This is a genomic window from Agromyces sp. NPDC052230 (assembly GCF_040679595.1).
GTDB lineage: Bacteria > Actinomycetota > Actinomycetes > Actinomycetales > Microbacteriaceae > Agromyces.
The window spans coordinates 411737-430928 of record NZ_JBFAVC010000002.1 but is presented as its reverse complement, the minus strand read 5'-3'; the positions used below and the strand labels follow the sequence as shown (position 1 = coordinate 430928).

The 19192-nt window shown below is 70.3% G+C and carries 15 protein-coding genes; 7 read left to right on the top strand and 8 right to left on the bottom strand.

Annotated features, from left to right (window positions below):
• Positions 1–9: 9 nt before the first annotated feature.
• Complete coding sequence (locus tag AB0K73_RS07255) at positions 10–3027, top strand: bifunctional [glutamine synthetase] adenylyltransferase/[glutamine synthetase]-adenylyl-L-tyrosine phosphorylase (protein WP_360512121.1); 3018 nt, start codon at positions 10–12, stop codon at positions 3025–3027.
• Positions 3028–3084: 57 nt separating this feature from the next.
• Here the strand turns inward: AB0K73_RS07255 and glnA are convergent, their stop codons facing one another.
• Positions 3085–4509, bottom strand: a complete 1425-nt coding sequence (glnA, locus tag AB0K73_RS07250) for a type I glutamate--ammonia ligase (RefSeq protein WP_360512118.1) — start codon at positions 4507–4509, stop codon at positions 3085–3087.
• A gap of 140 nt (positions 4510–4649) precedes the next feature.
• Between glnA and AB0K73_RS07245 the strand changes: the two genes are divergently transcribed.
• Positions 4650–5084: an RDD family protein gene (locus AB0K73_RS07245; RefSeq protein WP_360512116.1), complete on the top strand. Its 435-nt coding sequence runs from the start codon at positions 4650–4652 to the stop codon at positions 5082–5084.
• Positions 5085–5145: 61 nt separating this feature from the next.
• On the opposite strand, the gene AB0K73_RS07240 is transcribed toward AB0K73_RS07245, so the two are convergent.
• The 3 genes from AB0K73_RS07240 to lipB form a co-directional block, all read right to left on the bottom strand.
• Positions 5146–5868 (bottom strand): DUF4191 domain-containing protein, encoded by a 723-nt coding sequence (locus AB0K73_RS07240; protein ID WP_360512114.1) that lies wholly within the window; start codon positions 5866–5868, stop codon positions 5146–5148.
• 74 nt (positions 5869–5942) lie between these two features.
• Positions 5943–6932: a lipoyl synthase gene (gene lipA, locus AB0K73_RS07235; protein ID WP_360512112.1), complete on the bottom strand. Its 990-nt coding sequence runs from the start codon at positions 6930–6932 to the stop codon at positions 5943–5945.
• Complete coding sequence (gene lipB, locus AB0K73_RS07230; RefSeq protein WP_360512110.1) at positions 6929–7570, bottom strand: lipoyl(octanoyl) transferase LipB; 642 nt, start codon at positions 7568–7570, stop codon at positions 6929–6931. The genes lipA and lipB overlap by 4 nt, the downstream gene beginning before the upstream one ends.
• Positions 7571–7695: 125 nt before the next feature.
• Between lipB and AB0K73_RS07225 the strand changes: the two genes are divergently transcribed.
• On the top strand, positions 7696–9294 hold the full coding sequence (locus AB0K73_RS07225; RefSeq protein WP_360512108.1) for a hypothetical protein: 1599 nt from the start codon (positions 7696–7698) through the stop codon (positions 9292–9294).
• On the opposite strand, the gene sucB is transcribed toward AB0K73_RS07225, so the two are convergent.
• From sucB to AB0K73_RS07210, 3 genes are all read right to left on the bottom strand, one after another.
• A complete protein-coding gene (gene sucB, locus AB0K73_RS07220; RefSeq protein WP_360512106.1) occupies positions 9291–11012 on the bottom strand; it encodes a 2-oxoglutarate dehydrogenase, E2 component, dihydrolipoamide succinyltransferase in 1722 nt (573 codons plus the stop codon). The genes AB0K73_RS07225 and sucB overlap by 4 nt on opposite strands.
• Positions 11013–11079: 67 nt before the next feature.
• Complete coding sequence (gene lpdA / locus AB0K73_RS07215; protein ID WP_360512104.1) at positions 11080–12453, bottom strand: dihydrolipoyl dehydrogenase; 1374 nt, start codon at positions 12451–12453, stop codon at positions 11080–11082.
• 98 nt (positions 12454–12551) lie between these two features.
• The gene (locus AB0K73_RS07210) at positions 12552–14018 is read right to left on the bottom strand and encodes a leucyl aminopeptidase (RefSeq protein WP_360512102.1); all 1467 of its coding nucleotides are present in this window, start codon (positions 14016–14018) and stop codon (positions 12552–12554) included.
• Positions 14019–14105: 87 nt separating this feature from the next.
• Between AB0K73_RS07210 and AB0K73_RS07205 the strand changes: the two genes are divergently transcribed.
• The 4 genes from AB0K73_RS07205 (at position 14106) to AB0K73_RS07190 (ending at position 18809) form a co-directional block, all read left to right on the top strand.
• The gene (locus AB0K73_RS07205; RefSeq protein ID WP_360512100.1) at positions 14106–15032 is read left to right on the top strand and encodes a PAC2 family protein; all 927 of its coding nucleotides are present in this window, start codon (positions 14106–14108) and stop codon (positions 15030–15032) included.
• 312 nt (positions 15033–15344) lie between these two features.
• Positions 15345–16805, top strand: a complete 1461-nt coding sequence (locus AB0K73_RS07200) for an RNA polymerase sigma factor (RefSeq protein ID WP_360512098.1) — start codon at positions 15345–15347, stop codon at positions 16803–16805.
• Between the two features lie 7 nt (positions 16806–16812).
• Positions 16813–18069 carry a MurT ligase domain-containing protein gene (locus AB0K73_RS07195; protein ID WP_360512096.1) on the top strand — a complete coding sequence of 419 codons (1257 nt, stop codon included), beginning with the start codon at positions 16813–16815 and terminating at the stop codon, positions 18067–18069.
• Positions 18066–18809: a cobyric acid synthase gene (locus AB0K73_RS07190; RefSeq protein ID WP_360512094.1), complete on the top strand. Its 744-nt coding sequence runs from the start codon at positions 18066–18068 to the stop codon at positions 18807–18809. The genes AB0K73_RS07195 and AB0K73_RS07190 overlap by 4 nt, the downstream gene beginning before the upstream one ends.
• A 79-nt stretch (positions 18810–18888) precedes the next feature.
• Here AB0K73_RS07190 and AB0K73_RS07185 read toward each other — a convergent pair whose 3' ends face one another.
• On the bottom strand, positions 18889–19125 hold the full coding sequence (locus AB0K73_RS07185; protein WP_360512092.1) for a hypothetical protein: 237 nt from the start codon (positions 19123–19125) through the stop codon (positions 18889–18891).
• Positions 19126–19192 lie beyond the last annotated feature (67 nt).

Genomic DNA, 19192 nt, shown 5'->3' with positions numbered 1-19192 from the left:
GCGAGACGGATGTCACGACAGGCGCCCACCCTCGGCCGACTCGCTCGAGCGGGTTTCGACGATCTCGGTCGGGCCGCCGCCTCGCTCGAGGAACTCGCCTCCGCCACCGGCGTCGACGAGGAGCGCCTGCTCGCCGCGCTCACGCACGCGGGCGACCCCGACGAGGCCCTCGCGGCCCTCCGTCGCCTCGAGGAACGGGCGCCGCAGGAGCTGATCGCGGTGCTGCGGCTCGACGCTTCGGCCGAACACCTGGCACGGCTCCTCGGGGCGTCGCGCGGGTTCGCGGACTTCCTGCTGCGGCATCCGGCCGAGCTCGCCGTGTTGCAGCAGGTGCCGACGCGGCCGCTCGCAGCGGATGACGCGCGGGCCGTGATGTCGGCCGCGGTCGACGAGATCGACGTGCCGCAGGCCCAGTTCCCCGATGCCGCGGCGTCGGCCGTGCGGGTGCGGTACCGACGGCTCCTCGCGGGCATCGCCGTGTTCGACCTCACCCGTCCGAGCACGATCGAGGCCGTCGACACGATCGCGGCGGGGCTTGCCGACCTCGCCGGGGCCGCGCTCGACGCGGCCCTCGCAGCCGCCCGCCGCGTGGTCTCCCGTGCCGAGGGCGATCCGGCGGCGCCCGGTCGATATCCCGCCCCCGAGGTGGAGGCGACGCGCCTCGCGATCATCGGCATGGGCAAGGCGGGCGCCCGCGAACTCAATTACGTGAGCGACGTCGACGTCATCTTCGTGGCCGAGTCCGCCGATGAAGAGGTCGTGTCGACGGCGCGCGCGCTCGACATCGCGACGCGCCTCGCGATGGTCGTGATGCGGATGATCGCCGAGCACGGCATCGAACCGCCGCTCTGGGAGGTGGACCCGAACCTCAGGCCCGAGGGCAAGGACGGCGCACTCGTGCGCACGCTCGACTCGCACCTGCAGTACTACGATCGCTGGGCGAAGAGCTGGGAGTTCCAGGCCCTGCTCAAGGCGCGGCCGCTCGCGGGCGACCTCGAGCTCGGCGGCCGCTACGCCGCGGGCGTCGCGCCCAAGGTATGGGCGAGTTCGGCTCGCGAGGGGTTCGTGGAGTCGGTGCAGCGCATGCGCGAACGCGTCACCGAGCACATCCCGGCCGACGAGGTCGACGTCCAGGTGAAGCTCGGCCCGGGGGGCCTGCGCGACATCGAGTTCACCGTGCAGCTGCTCCAGCTCGTGCACGGGGCCACCGATCCCGACATCCGCCAGCCCGGCACCCTGCCCGCCCTCGCGGCGCTCGCGGAGCGGGGATACGTGGGTCGCGAGGAGGCATCCGAGTTCTCGCGCGACTACCGGGTGCTCCGGGTGCTCGAGCACCGGCTGCAGCTGGAACGGCTGCGTCGCACGCATCTCATGCCACGCGAAGCGGCGCGACTGCGCATCCTGGCCCGCTCCTCGGGTCTCGCACGCAACGCCGAAGACCTGACGGCCGTGTGGCAGGCCACCCGGCAACGGGTGCGCGGGCTGCACGAGCGGCTGTTCTACCGACCACTCCTCTCGGCCGTGGCGGCGCTGCCGGCCGGCGAGCTCGAGCTCACGAGCGCCCAGGCCGAGGCGCGGCTCGCGGCGATCGGCTTCCGCGACCCGAAGGGCGCCCTCGCCCACATCGGCGCGCTCACGGCGGGCGTCTCGCGACGCGCCGCCATCCAGCGGCACCTCATCCCCGTGCTCATCTCATGGTTCTCCGAGGGCGCCGATCCCGATTACGGACTGCTCGCCTTCCGTCGGCTGAGCGACACGCTCGGCACCACGCACTGGTACCTGCGGCTGCTTCGCGACTCGTCCGATGCCGCGTTGCGCCTCACGCGCGTGCTGTCGGGGTCGCGGTTCGCGGGAGAGCTGCTCGAACGCATCCCCGAGGCCGTCGCGTGGCTCGAGGACGTCGACGAGCTGCGTCCGCGGCCGCTCGCGGCGCTCGAGGACGAGAAGCGCGCCGTGCTCGCGCGGCACGGCGACGCGGATGCCGCGGCCAAGGTGTTCCGCGCCATCCGCCGCCGTGAGGTGCTGCGTCTCGCGCTCTCGGCGATCCTCGACGTGTGCACGGTGGAGGAGCTCGGCCGCGGTCTCTCCGACGTCACGGAGAGCCATATCGCCGCGCTCGTCGAGGCGATCCGTGGTAGCGAGCCCGACGGGCTGGAGTTCGCCGTCATCGGCATGGGCCGCTTCGGTGGCCGCGAGCTCGGCATCGGCTCCGACGCCGACATCGTCTACGTCTTCCGGCCGACGGATGCCTCGGCCGAGGTCGCGCAGGCGCTGGCGCTGCGCATCGTGTCGGAGCTCGTGCGCCTGAGCGAGGACGCGCGCCTGCCCTTCGAGCTCGACGCCGACCTCCGGCCCGAGGGACGCAACGGCGTCGTCGCCCGTTCCCTCGACGCGTACCGTGCGTACTACGCGCGTTGGTCGCTCACGTGGGAGGCGCAGGCGCTGCTGCGCGCCCGCGGGGTCGCCGGCGACGCCGCACTCATCCGTGACTTCACCGAACTCGCCGACAGCGTGCGGTATCCCACCGAGATCTCCGAGCACGACATCCGCGAGGTCAAGCGCATCAAGGCGCGCGTCGAGAACGAGCGCCTGCCCCAGGGAGCCGACCCGACCAGGCACCTGAAGCTCGGGCGCGGTTCGCTGTCGGATGTCGAGTGGTTCGTGCAGCTCGCACAGCTCGAGCACGGCGCCGCCGAGCCGTCGCTTCGAACGACCTCGACGCTCGAGGCCCTCGAGGCGGCCGTCGAGCACGGCTACGTCACCTCGGCCGACGCGGGCGTGCTGCGCGCCGCGTGGGTGTTCGCCTCCCGCGCCCGGTCGGCGCTCACGCTGTGGCTCGACCGCACCACCGACGTGCTGCCCGTCGAACGCTCGCAGCTCGAGGGCGTCGCACGCATCATGGGCTACCCGCACGGGTCGGCGAGCCGGCTCGAGAGCGACTACCTCCAGGTCACGCGGCGAGCGCGAGCGGTGTTCGAGCGCGGCTTCTACGGCGTCGAGCCTCGCCGCGAGCCGACCACGCACTGAGACGAACGACGGCCCCGCACCGAGGTGCGGGGCCGTCGCTCCGGGGGAGCGGGGGTCTCAGACGCCGAAGTACAGCTCGAACTCGAACGGGTGCGGGCGCTGCGCGAGCGGCTTGATCTCCTTCTCGCGCTTGTAGTCGATCCAGGTCTCGATGAGCTCGCGCGTGAACACGCCGCCCTCGAGGAGGAACTCGTGGTCGGCCTCGAGCGCGTCGAGCACGGCGTCGAGCGTGCCGGGCACCTGCGGGATCGCCTTGGCCTCCTCGGGCGGCAGCTCGTAGAGGTCCTTGTCGACCGGCTCGTGCGGCTCGATGCGGTTGCGGATGCCGTCGATGCCGGCCATGAGCTGCGCGGCGAAGGCGAGGTACGGGTTGCCCGAGGCATCCGGAGCACGGAACTCGATGCGCTTGGCCTTCGGGTTGGTACCTGTGATCGGGATGCGGATGGCTGCGGAGCGGTTGCCGGCCGAGTAGACGAGGTTCACCGGAGCCTCGAAGCCCGGCACGAGACGGTGGAACGAGTTCACGGTCGGGTTCGTGAACGCGAGCACCGCGGGCGCGTGCTTGAGCAGGCCGCCGATGTACCAGCGTGCAACGTCGGACAGGCCGCCGTAGCCGGCCTCGTCGTAGAACAGGGGCTTGCCCTCGTTCCAGAGCGACTGGTGGGTGTGCATGCCCGAGCCGTTGTCGCCGAAGAGCGGCTTCGGCATGAACGTCGCCGTCTTGCCCCACTCGTTGGCGGTGTTCTTGACGAGGTACTTGAACTTCAGGATGTCGTCGGCCGCGTGCACCATCGTGTCGAACTTGTAGTTGATCTCGCCCTGACCGGCGGTGCCGACCTCGTGGTGCGAGCGCTCGACCTCGAGGCCGGCCTCGATGAGCTTGAGCACGATGTCGTCGCGGAGGTCGGCGTGCTGGTCGACCGGCGAGACGGGGAAGTAGCCACCCTTGAACGGGGTCTTGTTGGCGAGGTTGCCGCCCTCTTCGATGCGGCCCGAGTTCCAGGCGCCTTCGCTGGAGTCGACCGAGTACGAGCTCGAGTGCTGGTTCACCTCGTAGCGCACGTCGTCGAAGATGTAGAACTCCGCCTCGGGAGCGAAGAACGCCGTGTCGGCGATGCCCGTGGAGGCGAGGTACTTCTCGGCCTTCTTCGCGACCTGACGCGGGTCCTTGGCGTAGATCTCGCCGTTGCGCGGGTTGTAGATGTCGAACACCATGACGAGCGTGCGCTCGGCGCGGAACGGGTCGACGTAGGCCGTGGAGACATCCGGGATCAGCTGCATGTCGGACTCGTGGATCGACGCGAACCCGCGGATCGAGGAGCCGTCGAACAGCTGCCCGACGGTGAAGAACTCCTCGTCGACAGTCGACGCCGGGATGTTGAAGTGCTGCTGCACACCCGGGAGGTCGGTGAAGCGGATGTCGAGGAACTTGACATCCGTCTCCTTGATGAAACTGAGCACTTCAGACGAATCACTGAACATGTGACGAACACTCCAAGGGGGCGGGTGGGGACCGGACGGACTTGCACAGCCGTAAGCGACGGTATCGGGACGCGATTTCCCGACCGTGACGCGGATGTTTCCGCCATGTTACGCACTGGAAGGGTCGATAGAATCGACGCGTGCCAGCAACCCAGTCTCGAACCTCCGGCGAACTCGAACCCGGTCGATGGCCGGGGGAGCGGCTGGGGCTTCCCGAGACGGGTCCGAATTCGATCGGCCGCCTGGGTCGCCGCCTCGCGGCACTCGCGGTCGACTGGGCGTCGGCGATGATCATCGCCCTGGTCTTCCTGCCCTACGACTCGATGCTCTACTCGTGGCTCACGCTCGGCATCTTCGCCGTGCTGCAGGTGCTCTTCATCCCCACGATCGGCGGCAGTGTCGGCCACCGCCTCGTCGGGCTCCGGGTCGTGCCGGTCTCGGGCGGCTGGGTCGGTTTCTGGCGCCCCATCGTGCGCACGGCGCTGCTCGCGATCGTGGTGCCGGCCGCCATCTGGGACTCCGACCAGCGCGGCTTCCACGACAAGCTGGCGGGCACGGTGCTCATCCGGGCCTGAACGACGAAGCGGCATCCGCCGATCGACGGATGCCGCTGCTGTCGTGAACCGGCGAGCCAGGTCAGCGCATCTTGCCGCGCTGGGGCCGCACCTTCATGGGGTCGATGCCCTTGGGGATGGGCAGCTGGGTCTGCAGGGAGTTCAGACGGTTGGCGACCGCGAGCACCTCGGGCTTGGTGAGCGTGCGCTTCGACTTGCGCAGCGTCGCCGGGAGGCGGTGCAGCTCGATCGAGCCCTCCTCGTGGCCCACCGAGATGAGCCTGATCGGCACGTTGGGGAGCACGCGAGCGACCTTGCGCTTCTCGTCGTCGAGCATGCGCTTCGTGCGGCTGGTGGGGCCCTCGCTGATGAGCGCGACGCCGCCGCGACCGACCGCACGGTACACGGCGTCCTGCGTCTTGCCGTTCACGGCCACCGGCATCTCGTTGCCCGTCCAACCGCCGCGCAGACCGCTGCGGAGCACCGCACCGACCGCACCGGGCTGGCCCTCGATCTGCGAGTACGCGGCCCGCTCGGCCCGGCGACCCAGGATGACGAGGGCGAGCAGGATGCCCGCGAGCGCGCCCGCCACGATCCACAGCGCGATCGTGAAGCCGTTGCCCTCGCCGAGCCACAGCGCGAGCACGAGGCCCACGAGCACGGGTGCGAGGAAGCTGAGGAGCATGAGCCACTGTGCGCTCGAGTCGTAGCGGCGGGTCATCTGGAAGACCTGCCACATCTGCTTCATGCGGCCGGGCTCTTTGCGGGGCTTGGGGGCGGATCCCGCGTCCTTGGTGCGTGCCATGGTGACTAGGATACCGGCGTGCGGACGCCGCCTCCGACCGAGTTCTCGGTGGGCGGAGACGGCAGCCCGATGCCTCAGCCGACCGCCTGCGCGAAGCCGAGCGACGCGTCGGCGAGGTGCGCGAGCGAGGGCGGCAACTCGCGCCCCTTCGCCTGCATCGACTGTGCCCAGAGGCGACCGGCGCGGTACGACGAGCGCACCAGCGGCCCCGCCAGCACGCCGAGGAAGCCGAGCTGTTCGGCCTCCTCCTTGAGCTCCACGAACTCCTCGGGGCGCACCCAGCGATCGACCGGCAGGTGACGCGGGCTCGGCCGCAGGTACTGCGTGATCGTGATGATGTCGGTGCCCGCGTCGCGCAGGTCGCGGAGCGCCTGCGAGACCTCGGTGCGCTCCTCGCCCATGCCGAGGATCAGGTTCGACTTGGTGATCAGGCCCGCATCGCGGCCCTGCGTGATGACGTCGAGCGAGCGCTCGTACCGGAACGCCGGCCGGATGCGCTTGAAGATGCGCGGCACCGTCTCGACGTTGTGCGCGAACACCTCTGGCCGGGCTGCGAACACCTCGCCGAGGAGCTCGGGGTTGCCCGAGAAGTCGGGCACGAGGATCTCCACGCCCGTGCCGGGGGACTGGCGGTGGATCTCCCGGATCGTCTCCGCATACAGCCACGCGCCCTCGTCGGGCAGGTCGTCGCGGGCGACGCCCGTCACGGTCGAGTATCGAAGCTGCATCCGCACCACCGACTCCGCGACGCGTCGCGGCTCGTCGACGTCGTAGTCGGCCGGCTTGCCGGTGTCGATCTGGCAGAAGTCGCAGCGCCTCGTGCACTGCGAGCCGCCGATGAGGAAGGTGGCCTCCCGGTCCTCCCAGCACTCGTAGATATTGGGGCAGCCGGCCTCCTGGCACACCGTGTGGAGCTCCTCGCTCTTCACGAGGTGCTGGAGCTGGCGGTATTCGGGCCCCATCTTCGCGCGGGTCTTGATCCACTCGGGCTTGCGCTCGATCGGCGTCTGGGCGTTGCGAACCTCGAGGCGCAGCATCCGGCGCCCCTCGGGTGGGGTGCTCATGCCGCGACCGCCGCCTCGGCCTCGGCGAGGAACCGCTGCCTGATCGGTTCGACGAGCTGCTCGGGCGTCACCTCGCGACCGAGCTCACGCGAAATGGTCGTGACCCCGGCGTCGCGGATGCCGCAGGCGACGATGCGGTCGTACGGCTCGAGCGAGTTGCTGCAATTGAGTGCGAACCCGTGCATCGTGACGCCGTCGGCGACCCGGATGCCGATCGCGGCGATCTTGTTCTCGAGGCCGGGCTCGCCGACCCAGACCCCAGAGCGACCCTCGACGCGACGGCCGTCGACGCCGAGGTCGGCGAGGACGTCGATGAGCATGCCCTCGAGTCGCCGCACGTAGCCCACCACGTCGATCGGCTCCGCGAGCCGGAGGATCGGGTAGCCCACGAGCTGGCCGGGTCCGTGCCAGGTGATCTTGCCGCCGCGGTCGACGTCGATGACGGGGGTTCCGTCGGTCGGCCGTTCGTCGGGCGCGGTGCGCTTGCCGGCGGTGTAGACGGAAGGGTGTTCCAGAAGGATGACGGTGTCGGGGCGTTCGCCCGCGACGACCGCGCGATGGACGGCGCGCTGAAGGTCGAGACCCTCGATGTACGGCACGGAGTTGGCGCTTAGCCCCGCGACGACGAAGTCGAGCATGCCGACCAGTCTAAGCGGGTCGTGCGGGGTGCGACTCCTCCTCCACATGCCGGGGCGGTGGGTCGCCGTCGTGCGGCGACGCGGCGGCGGCCCCTGCGTGCCATCCGGTGCCCGAGGATCTCGGCATGAGCCGTGTTCGCCGTCACCCGCACGTCGCCTCCGCGCAAGCCGGGCACACGGGCGCGCTGCCGCCGCTGGCAGGCGGCCTCGCCGGATACCGGCTGCTCCGCAGGATCGCGTCGGGGGAGCGGGCCGATGTCTACCTCGCAACCGCGGATGCTGCGGCCACCGCCGACATCGAATCGGCCGGTGATGGGCCCACGGATGTCGCGACCGCCCTCGTGGCGGTGCGGGTGTATCCGGCGCACGTGCCCGACGACACCGTCGCGACCGAGATCGAGGCCATGTCGACCGACTCCAGCGGAAGCCTGCCGGCACTGTACGACGTGGCGGGCCTCGAGGACGGGCGGTGCTGCCTGGCCGTCGAGCGCATCCCGGGGCCGTCGATCGCCCGGCTGCTCACCGAGCGCAGCCTCACCGTCGGCGAGGCGGTCACGATCCTCGCGCCGATCACGGTGGCTGCCGCCGAGCTTGCGGCACGCGGTCTCGTGCACACGCGACTCTCCGCCGCCGATCTGCTGCTCGACGAGGCCGGGCGCCCACGGCTCATCGGGCTCGGCGCGCTGCGTCGTCTCCCGGGGCCAGAGCAGGCCGCCGAGCGAACGGCGCTCCTCCGTGCCGGACATGTGGCACTGGCCGAGCTGCTCGAGGAGGTCTCGTTAGCCGTGCGGCCGGCAGGCGCGCTCGACGCGGCGATCGAGCTCGTGCGAAGCCGTCTCGAGGCCCGGCCCTTCCTGCGCTGCGAAGCCGAGCTCGAACGGCTCCTGTTCCAGGCGGCGGCGCCCGAGCCCATCGCTGGCGCCGAGGTTCGGGTGCGCCAGACACGGGTTCCGGCCCGCATCACGGCCCCCATCTGGCCGGCGGACGCCGACGACGCGGCGCACGGGCCGCTGCCCGACGCTCCCGTTCAACCCATGGGCGGCCTCCGCCGCCTGCTCGGGCTGGCGCAGCTGCCCGATGATCTCGACGCGCGCGTGGCCGCCACGGTGGAGGGGCTTTCGGCCGCACGTCTGCGCGAACAGCTCCGCACGGTGCTGCGAGCACGCAGTGGCGCCCTCACCGTCGGCGGCCTCGTGGGCGGAGGAGCGCTCGTGCTGTTGCTCACCCTTGTGCCACCGGCGACCGCCGACGCCGGGAGACCGAGTCCGAGTGCGGACGCGACACCCGTCACCGTCGATCCCGATGGTTCGGTTCCTTCGCAGGCCGCTGGCCCGGCGCCGGAGGCGTCGGCTCAGCCGACGTCGCCGGACCACGGAACTGTCAGCGGGCCCGGCGAAGTCTCGGGCGACGACCCGGTTGCGGCCGCGCGGTGGCTGCTCGGTCGTCGTTCGGAGTGCTTCGCCACCCTCGACCTCGCGTGCCTCGACGAGGTGCTGCAACACGGATCGGCCATCGAGACCGAAGATCGCGCCGTACTGCTCGCGGCGCGCGACGGCAACTCCTCGCCCCTGGTGGCGTTCGATACGTCGGACGCGGTCGTCACCGTCGAGATGGGCGACGCCGTGCTGATCGCGATCAGGCGCGCCGGCCCCGAACGCGAACCGGCCTCGCTCCTCGTGGTGAGGGGCGAGGCCGGGTGGCGTCTGCGGGAGATCTTCGACTAGATGCCGAGCTCCGACTCGAAGTCGCCCTCCTCGAGGCGCTCCTTGACCGCGGTCAGGAAGCGGGCGGCGTCGGCGCCGTCGATGATGCGGTGGTCGTACGACAGCGCGAGGTAGAGCATCGAGCGGATGGCGATCGCGTCGGAGCCGTCCTGGCTCACGACCACCGGGCGCTTCACGACGATCCCCGTGCCGAGGATCGCCGACTGCGGCAGGAACACGACCGGCGTGTCGAACAGCGCGCCACGCGAACCGGTGTTGGTCAGCGTGAAGGTGCCGCCCGAGAGCTCGTCGGGCTTCAGCTGGTTGTTCCGCGTGCGGTCGGCGAGGTCGGCGATCTGCGCCGCCAGGCCCGCGATGTCGAGGTCGCCCGCGTTGCGGATCACCGGGGTGAGGAGGCCCCGCTCGGTGTCGACCGCGATGCTCATGTTCTCGGTCGGGGGGTAGACGATGCTGTCCCCGTCGACGGTCGAGTTGATGATCGGGTAGGCGCGAAGCGCCTCGGCCGTGGCCAACGCGAAGAACGGCAGGAACGAGAGCTTGTTGCCGGTCTTCTCCAGGAAGGCGCCCTTCACGCGATCGCGCAACTGCGCGACGCGCGTGACGTCGACCTCGATGACCGTGGTGAGCTGGGCGGTCGAGGTCATCGAGACCACCGCGCGCTCGGCGACGACCTTGCGCAGGCGCGTCATCGGCACGGTCGTACCGCGCAGCGGCGACGTCTCGAGCGGTGTCCGCGTCGGGGCAGCCGCCGACGCCGCAGGAGCGGCGTTCGCCGAGATGATGTCCTGCTTGCGGATGCGACCGCCCACACCGGTGCCGGTGATGCTGGCCAGGTCGACGCCCTGTTCGTTCGCGAGCTTGCGCACGATGGGTGTGACGTAGCCGCTCGGGCCCGCGTGCGCGCCCGAGGGCGCGGCGGGTGCTGCGGCCGGCGCGGCGGGTGCTGCGGCCGGCGCAGCGGGTGCGGCCGGGGGAGCGGCGGGTGCCGCCTCAGGGGCAGGAGCCGGCGCGGCGGCCGCGGCCGGGGGAGCAGGCGCCGCCTCAGGGGCGGGAGCCGGTGGGGCCGGCGCGGCCTCGGCCGCGGATGCAGCTGCAGGAGCCGCCTCCGCGGCAGGTGCGGGCGCCGCCTCGGGCGCCGGCGCTGCAGGAGCCGCCTCGGCCGCGGGCGCTGCAGGAGCAGCCTCCGGCGCGGGAGCCGCAGGAGCAGCTTCGGGCGCCGGCGCTGCAGGAGCAGCCTCCGGCGCGGGAGCCGCAGGTGCCGCCTCCGGAGCAGGAGCTGCAGGAGCAGCCTCGGGCGCGGGAGCCGCAGGAGCCGCCTCCGGCGCAGGCGCTGCCGGTGCCGCCTCCGGTGCGGGTGCTGCCGGTGCCGCCTCCGGTGCGGGTGCTGCCGGTGCAGCCTCCGGCGCAGGCGCTGCGGGAGCAGCCTCAGCCGGTGCCGCCTCAGCCGCAGGCGCCGCCTCAGCTGGCGCAGCGGCCGCCGAGCCGTCGCCGATGGTCACCAGGGCCGTACCGACCTCGACGGTCTCGTCCTCCTGGACGAGGATCGCCTCGATGACCCCGGCGATCGGCGATGGGATCTCGGTGTCGACCTTGTCGGTCGAGACCTCGAGCAGCGGCTCGTCGACCTCCACACGGTCGCCGACGTTCTTCAGCCATCGGGTGACCGTGCCCTCCGTGACACTCTCGCCGAGTGCCGGGAGGCTGACGGATTCGCTCATGCGCTTGTCTCCTTCACAGCGTGTGGACGCTTTCTAGCTTATTGCAGTCGAATTTCAGGACGCCGGGTCAGCTCACATGGAGCGGCTTGCCGGCGAGCTTGAGGAAGGCCTCGCCCAGGGCCTCGCTCTGGGTCGGGTGGGCGTGGATGAACGGCGCGATGTCCTCGGGGTACGCCTCCCAGTTCACGGCGAGCTGGGCTTCGCCGATGAGCTCGCCGACCCGGGCGCCGATCATGTGCACGCCGACGATGGGGCCGTCGTTCACGCGGACGACCTTGATGGAACCGCTCGTCTCGAGGATGTGGCTCTTGCCGTTGCCGGCGAGGTTGTACTCGTACGACGAGACCTGGTCGGCGCCGAACTTCTCCGCTGCCCGCGCCTGGGTGTAGCCGATCGAGGCGACCTCGGGCTCGCAGTAGGTGACCTTCGGGATGTTGACGTCCTCGACGACGATCGGGTTCAGGCCCGCGATCTCCTCGGCGACGAAGATGCCCTGCGCGAATCCGCGGTGGGCGAGCTGCAGGCCGGGCACGATGTCGCCGACGGCGTAGACGCCCGGCACGTTGGTCGCCAGGCGGTCGTCGGTGATGACGAAGCCGCGGTCGATCGTGATGCCGACCTCCTCGTAGCCGAGGCCTTCCGTGACCGGACCACGGCCGACGGCGACGAGCAGCAGCTCGGCCTCGACGGTGTCGCCGTTCTCGAGGGTCACGACGACGCCGTCGTCGTTCTGGGTGACGCCCTGGAAGCGCACGCCGAGCTTGTACTCGATGCCGCGCTTGCGGAAGGCGCGCTCGAGCTGCTTGGAGACCGACTCCTCCTCGTTGGGCACGAGGTGGGGGAGTGCCTCGATGATCGTGACGTCGGCGCCGAACGACTTCCACACGCTCGCGAACTCGACGCCGATGACACCGCCACCGAGGACGGCGACCTTCTTCGGCACGAAGTCGAGCTCGAGCGCCTGCTCGCTCGTGATCACGCGGCCGCCGATCTCGAGGCCCGGAAGCGAGCGCGAGTACGACCCGGTGGCGAGGATGACGTTCTTGCCCACGATGCGGTCGTCGCCGACCTGCACCGCATTCGACGCGACGAGTCGGCCCTCACCCCGGATGACGGTGATGCCCTTGGCCTTGACGAGCCCCTCGAGACCCTTGAACTTGCTCGCCACGATGCTCTCGCGGTACTGGGTCACGGCGGCGATGTCGATGCCCTCGAACACCGAGCGCACGCCGAACCGCGACGACTCCCGGGTGTTGTCGGCGATCTCGGCGGCGTGCAGGAGCGCTTTCGTGGGGATGCAGCCTCGATGCAGACACGTGCCGCCCAGTTTGTCCTTCTCGACCAGGCCGACGGTGAAGCCCAGCTGCACGGCACGCAGCGCTGCCGCGTACCCTCCGCTGCCGCCACCGAGGATGACAATGTCAAAGTTCTGCTCGGACAACCGCAATCTCCCTTGCGCACCAGATCTGCGACACGGTCCACCCCCATTCGATGCAGGGGGCGGGGTGTACGGGCGAGGATGTCGCCCATACGACCTTACTACCCAGCCGAGAGGTCCTCGCCCAGCCGGATGAGGGCTCGAACGGTCACTCCGGTGCCCCCTGAACCGGTGAATCCCCATGCCCCGCCGGAGTTGAATGCGGGGCCCGCGATGTCCAGGTGAGCCCACGGGATCCGGTCGCCCGAATCGGGCCGTTTCCCGATGAACTCGCGGAGGAACACGCCCGCGAGGAGCATGCCGGGCACCGTCGTGCCGAGCTTCGTATTCGTGAGATCCGCGACATCCGACTTGAGCAGGGCCCTGAGATCGCCGGGCAGCGGCATGGGCCACACCGACTCGCCGACGGCGTCGGCCGCGGCGCGGGCGCGTGCCACCAGGGCGTCGTCGCCCATGAGGCCCGACACGCGGTGGCCGAGCGCGACGACCTGCGCGCCGGTGAGGGTGGCGACGTCGACGATCGCGTCGGGCTGCTCGGCACTCGCGGCAGCGAGCCCGTCGGCCATCACGAGACGCCCCTCGGCGTCGGTGTTGAGCACCTCGACGGTGGTGCCGCCGTGCACCCGCAGGACGTCGTTCGGCCGCAGGGCCGTGCCCGACGGCAGGTTCTCGGCCAGGCACAGCCAGCCGGTGACCCGGATCGGCACGGCGAGTTCGGCGAGGGCGACCATCGCCGCGAGCACGACGGCGGCCCCGGCCATGTCCATCTTCATGCCGACCATCGAGGCCATGGGCTTCAGCGAGAGCCCGCCGGAGTCGAACGTGATGCCCTTGCCGACGAGGGCGAGGTGCACGGATGCCCCGTCGGGGGCGTACTCGAGGCGTACGAGCCTGGGCCCGCGGCTCGAACCGCGGCCGACGGCGAGGATGCCTTCGAAGCCGTCGGCTTCGAGGGCACCCTCATCCCAGACTCGCGCCGAGATGCCCCCTGCTTCCGCCGCCTCGACCGCGAGTTCCGCGAGTCGCTCAGGAGAGAGGTCACCGGGCGGCGTGTTCACGAGGTCCTTGGTACGGGCGACGGCGGTCACGACGGAACGCACCCGCTCGAGCCGAACGTCCGTGAGCTCGGTGTGCAACGTCACGCGGCCGACGGGCGCCTTCGCCTCGGCGCGGTATTCGTTGAACGCGTAGGCGCCGAGGCCGGCACCCTCGAGCAGGGCCTCCGCGGAGTCGACGTCCTCGACGGGGATGGCGATGGCCACCGCACCGGTCCCCGAGAGCTGGCGCACGGCGCTGCCGGCGGCGAGTCGGAGGCCCGCGGCATCCGCTCGCTCACCGAGGCCCGCGACCGCCACGACCGCCGGACCACCGCCCTGCGCGGGGATGCGTGTCAGCTCGTCGGCCGCGCCGGTCGCGCCCAGACTCGAGAGGAGCGGAGTCACCCACTCGTACTCCGGCGGCGCGAGGAGTTGCACGCCGGAGTCCGCGGGCCGGGCGGCGAGCAGCACCACGTCGGCGTCGGAGTCGCTGACAGGGCCGGGGGAGCAGGAGAATTCGGGCACGGTCATGCAGCCGATCGTACGTGTTCGCTCCGAGCGTCACGCCGCCGGGGCGCCGACGGCCGAGGGGTGACGGCCCGTCAGTAGTCTGGATGCATGCGCGATCCCCGCTCTCTGTACGAGTTGAACCCGGACGTCGTGGTGCCGCCCGGGCTGCCGCTCGTCGCGGGTCTCACCGGGTTCGCCGACGCGGGTGCCGCCGTGGCGCAGACGACCGAGTACCTCCTCGACACGCTCGAGAGCACGGTGGTCGCGACGTTCGACGCCGATGAGCTGCTCGACTACCGCGCACGCCGGCCGATCATCCTGTTCGCGGCCGACCACCTGACCGACTACCGCCCACCGCGCCTCAGCCTCGATCTGGCGCGTGACGAGCTCGGACAGCAATTCCTCCTCTTCACGGGTTACGAGCCCGACTTCCAATGGGAGCGGTTCGGCTCCGCCGTGCTCGGGCTCATCGACGAACTCCAGGTTTCGTCGACGACGTGGATCAACTCGATCCCGATGCCGGTGCCGCACACACGGCCCATCGGAATGACGGTGAGCGGCAACCGCGCCGACCTCATCGAAGCCATGTCGGTCTGGCGGCCGACCACGCAGGTGCCGTCCAACGCCCTCCACCTCGTCGAGTACCGCCTGCAGAAGCGGGAACACCCGACCACAGGATTCGTTCTGCTGATCCCGCACTACCTCTCCGATACGGAATATCCGCTCGCGGCGGTCGCGGCGCTCGAAGCGGTCAGCGCCTCGACCGGGCGCATCTTCCCCACCGACGCGCTGCGTGCCCAGGGACGCGAGTTCGTGGCACGTATCGACGAGCAGGTCGCCGAGAACAGCGAGCTCGCCAAGCTCGTCGGAACGCTCGAGGAACGCCACGACTCCTATATGGAGGGCACGACGCTGCGGTCTCCGCTGACGGATGAGGCCGGTCAACCACCCTCGGCCGACGAGATCGCCGCCGAGCTCGAGAAGTTCCTGGCCTTCCGACGCACGCGAGATGACGAGTCGCCGCTCGGCGGCTGAACGAAGCCACTGCAGCGGGCGTGCGGCCCGGCCGATCCGCCGAAAATGGCGGCTCAGCGGGAATTCCGATGGGGCTGGTTTCGTTCTCCTCAAGTGGGATGACCGGCGGTTCAGCACGTCGCTGGAGCAGCGGCACAGTCGGTGAATGTATAATGGGGGCAGGACCCGTTCTGGTCCGCTGGCACGATGTGTTCGCGCCGAACAAGCGGACTTGACATGGGTCCTCATAGTGTCCGAAAACGACCGGACCGAATGCACGAGCCGCGCGTCCGAGAGGGCACACGCCGCGCGACGGTAGGAGAGGTTCAACGAATGGCAACGACGAAGGCTGCGACGTCGGCGAAGAGCGAGGCGGAGAAGCCCGCTGCAACGCGCGCGACGGCCGCGAAGTCGAGCGCCGCGAAGACGGCCGCGAAGGCCACCGCCGGGTCGGCGGCGAAGACGAAGACGCCGACGAAGAGCGGCACCAAGACAGCGGCGCCGAAGGGCGCTGCACCTGCGGGCAAGGCCCCGCGCACCAGCACCGCGAAGTCGACGGCGAAGCCGCGCGGCAAGGCGAAGGCCGGCAGCGCCGGCGACGACGAGGACGAGATCGAGCCTGAGGAACTCGAGGACGTCGAGGTCGATACCGAGATCGAGGTCGAGGCCGTCGAAGTGGTCGAGGCCGTCGACGCGGATGCGGTCGACGCCGACGCGACGGAGACGCCAGACGCGGCATCCGTCGCCGACACCGACGAGGACACCGACGAGGAGTCGAAGCCGGCGGTCGCCGTGGAGCCGCATCCGACGGGTGCGCTCGTGCTGCGCGCCGTCGACGACGAAGACGAAGTTCCCGTGTACTCGTCCGCCATCACCGGCGCGACCGCCGACCCGGTGAAGGACTACCTGAAGCAGATCGGAAAGGTCGCGCTCCTCAACGCGGCCGAAGAGGTCGAACTCGCGATGCGCATCGAAGCGGGCCTCTTCGCCGAGGAGAAGCTGTCGCACATGTCGGATGCCGAGAAGCGCTCGCAGCTCGGTCGCGAACTCCAGTGGGTCGCGAAAGACGGCCAGCGGGCCAAGAGCCACCTGCTCGGCGCGAACCTGCGCCTCGTCGTCTCGCTCGCGAAGCGCTACACCGGTCGTGGCATGCAGTTCCTCGACCTCATCCAGGAGGGCAACCTGGGTCTCATCCGTGCGGTCGAGAAGTTCGACTACACCAAGGGCTTCAAGTTCTCGACCTACGCGACCTGGTGGATCCGCCAGGCGATCACCCGAGCGATGGCCGATCAGGCCCGCACCATCCGTATCCCGGTGCACATGGTCGAGGTCATCAACAAGCTCGCCCGGGTGCAGCGTCAGATGCTCCAGGACCTGGGCCGCGAGCCCACGCCCGAGGAGCTGTCGAAGGAACTCGACATGACCCCCGAGAAGGTCATCGAGGTGCAGAAGTACGGCCGTGAGCCCATCTCGCTGCACACGCCCCTCGGCGAAGACGGCGACAGCGAGTTCGGAGACCTCATCGAGGACACCGAGGCCGTCGTGCCGGCCGACGCGGTGGGCTTCACGATGCTGCAGAAGCAGCTCGAGTCGCTCCTCGACTCGCTGAGCGAACGCGAGGCGGGCGTCATCCGCATGCGCTTCGGCCTCGGCGACGGCATGCCGAAGACGCTCGACCAGATCGGCGACACGTTCGGCGTCACACGTGAACGCATCCGCCAGATCGAGTCGAAGACCATGGCGAAGCTCCGCCACCCGTCACGCTCCCAGTCGCTCCGCGACTACCTCGAGTAGGCCACCGGTGCGTTATGCGCCGGCGATCCTCGTCGGCAGGCTCGTCCGATTCGCCGCCCGGCTGCGCAAGCCCGGCGGCGGATCGGCGATCCCCGGCCTGATCGTCAACCGGATCGCACCGAGCTACCTGAAGCGGACGCTCTCGGGGTTCCCGGAGGGCCTCGTGGTGGTGTCGGGCTCCAGCGGCAAGTCGACCACGACGAAGATGCTCGTCGCGATCCTGCGCGCTCACGGCGTCGACGTGTTCACGAACCCGTCGACCGCGAACATCAGCCAAGGGCTCACCTCCGCCCTCCTCGAGCGTGCCGACTGGCGGGGCCGCGTGCCCGGCGATATGGCCGTACTCGAGATGGATGAGGGTCATGGCGCCCTCGTCATGCAGGGGGTCGACGCCCGCGCGGTGGCGCTCACCAACGTGATGGTCGACCAGATCGACCGATTCCACGATTCCGACATGGTGGCGGGCATGCTCGCGAGGATCGCGGCACGTGCGGGCGAGGTCATCATCGTGAACGCCGACGACGCCTATCTCGAGCGCATCGCCGCTCACGTGTCGCCGGATGTCGCAGTGCACCGCTTCGGGGTCTCGCAGACGGTCGTCGACGCCGCGCCACGTGGGCTCGGCCACACCGAGACGAGCGCGACCCGGCTGGCACCCGGCGACGGCGTCGTCGTCGAGTCCGTGCAGGGCCGCGGGGCTCTCGTCAACGACGGCCACTCGTTCGTCACGATCGAACTTCCCGCGCGTGGCGTGCACTACGCTGTCGACGCAGCCGCTGCCTACGCCACGGCGAAGGCGGTGCTCGGCGAACGGTTCTCCGCTGAGACGACCGCTCGAGCGCTGAGCGAGATCCCGCCGGTGTTCGGCCGGGGCGAACGGGTGCGGGTTCGCGGCAAAGAGGTCGAGTTCGTGCTCGTGCAGAACCCCACGAGCTACCAGCTCAACGTCGACAGCATCGAGCCCGGTACCGAGCAGATCCTCTTCGCGATGGGATCCGATGTGCGCGACCCCTCCTATTTCTGGCCGACGGATGCCTCGTCGCTTCGCCGTGTGGCGATCGTCAGCGGCTCGAAGTCGGCCGAGGCCGCGCTCATGCTCGCCTACGACGGCGTGCAGATCGATCGCGTCGAATCCGACCTGGCACGCGCGCTCGATGACTTCCTCGCCCTGCCCGCCCCGGCGACGGGCGTGAAGACCATCGTGTTCACGGCCGACTCGATGCGACGCACTCGGGCCCACCTCGGACTGTCGGGAGCGGAATGACCCTCACGATCGTGGCACTGCTGCCCGCGCACCAGAACACCAACGGCGACGCCGAGAATGCGGCCGTGCTGCGGCGCCGAGCCGAATGGGCCGAACTCGACGCACGTGTCATCGCCGTCGACGCGCGTGAGCAGTTGCCCGAACGCGCGGATGCCATCGTGCTCGGTTCGGGCAGCGACTCGTCGATCGAGCGGAGCCGCGCCGTGCTGCTGTCCATGCATGACGAGCTGCGCACCTGGGGCACCGAGGGCGTCCCGATCCTGGCGGTGGGCACCGGGTGGGAGCTCCTCAGTTGGGGCATCGAGCGCCCCGACGGCTCGAGCGTCGAGGGACTCGGCATCCTGCCCGGCCGGGCAGTTCCTGCCGCCTCCCGCGTGACCGGCGATCTCGTGGTCGCCTCGCCGCGGTTCGGAACGCTCGTCGGATTCGAGAACCACGCCCGCGACTACATCGGCGCCGAAGGCTCGCCGCTCGGACGAGTCCGGTCGGGCGCAGGCAATGGCCGAGGCTCTGGCCAGGAGGGCGTCGTGATGGGTTCCGTCATGGGCACCCACCTGCACGGCCCGGTGCTCGCGAAGAACCCGGCGTTCGCCGACCACCTCCTCGGCATCGCGGCCGAGCGCGCGGGGCTCGCGTACGACCCCGGCCCGCACGCCGCCGCGGTGGACGCGTACGCGACCGCCGCCAGGGAGGCGCAGCTCGGCGCCGTGCGCGCGGCGGCGCCGCTCACGCATGCGTAGTCGCGGCATCCGGAATCGGAACCGAAACGAATGAACGCCCCGGCGGAAGCCGGGGCGTTCACTCATGAAGCAGTGTGGGTCAGTCGCGACCATCGGACAACAGGCGGCTCGACTCGTCGTGCCAGCTGTGCGCGATCTGTGCGAGCTTCTCCTGGTGCTTCCGCCCGTGATGGGCGCAGAAGAGGAGCTCGCCGTTCGCGACGACGACTCGGATGTATGCCTGCGCGCCGCACGCGTCGCAGCGGTCGAGGGCGGTGAGCTCATACGGGGTGTCGAGTTCATCGACCGCACCGGTGGTCTCGGTGTACTGGGTCATGGCTCCTCCTCCTGCTCGACCTCGTGTTCCGTTCCTCAATGAAAGCATGCGAACCGGGGTGATCCCC

What these genes read in the sequence shown, in the direction of transcription:
- AB0K73_RS07185 (WP_360512092.1), bottom strand. Translation starts at nt 19,125, where the DNA reads ATGACCCAGTACACCGAGACCACCGGTGCGGTCGATGAACTCGACACC.
- AB0K73_RS07255 (WP_360512121.1), top strand. Translation starts at nt 10, where the DNA reads ATGTCACGACAGGCGCCCACCCTCGGCCGACTCGCTCGAGCGGGTTTC.
- sucB (WP_360512106.1), bottom strand. Translation starts at nt 11,012, where the DNA reads ATGAGCGAATCCGTCAGCCTCCCGGCACTCGGCGAGAGTGTCACGGAG.
- lipB (WP_360512110.1), bottom strand. Translation starts at nt 7,570, where the DNA reads ATGCTCGACTTCGTCGTCGCGGGGCTAAGCGCCAACTCCGTGCCGTAC.
- AB0K73_RS07205 (WP_360512100.1), top strand. Translation starts at nt 14,106, where the DNA reads ATGCGCGATCCCCGCTCTCTGTACGAGTTGAACCCGGACGTCGTGGTG.
- AB0K73_RS07190 (WP_360512094.1), top strand. Translation starts at nt 18,066, where the DNA reads ATGACCCTCACGATCGTGGCACTGCTGCCCGCGCACCAGAACACCAAC.
- AB0K73_RS07210 (WP_360512102.1), bottom strand. Translation starts at nt 14,018, where the DNA reads ATGACCGTGCCCGAATTCTCCTGCTCCCCCGGCCCTGTCAGCGACTCC.
- lipA (WP_360512112.1), bottom strand. Translation starts at nt 6,932, where the DNA reads ATGAGCACCCCACCCGAGGGGCGCCGGATGCTGCGCCTCGAGGTTCGC.
- AB0K73_RS07200 (WP_360512098.1), top strand. Translation starts at nt 15,345, where the DNA reads ATGGCAACGACGAAGGCTGCGACGTCGGCGAAGAGCGAGGCGGAGAAG.
- AB0K73_RS07240 (WP_360512114.1), bottom strand. Translation starts at nt 5,868, where the DNA reads ATGGCACGCACCAAGGACGCGGGATCCGCCCCCAAGCCCCGCAAAGAG.
- AB0K73_RS07225 (WP_360512108.1), top strand. Translation starts at nt 7,696, where the DNA reads ATGAGCCGTGTTCGCCGTCACCCGCACGTCGCCTCCGCGCAAGCCGGG.
- glnA (WP_360512118.1), bottom strand. Translation starts at nt 4,509, where the DNA reads ATGTTCAGTGATTCGTCTGAAGTGCTCAGTTTCATCAAGGAGACGGAT.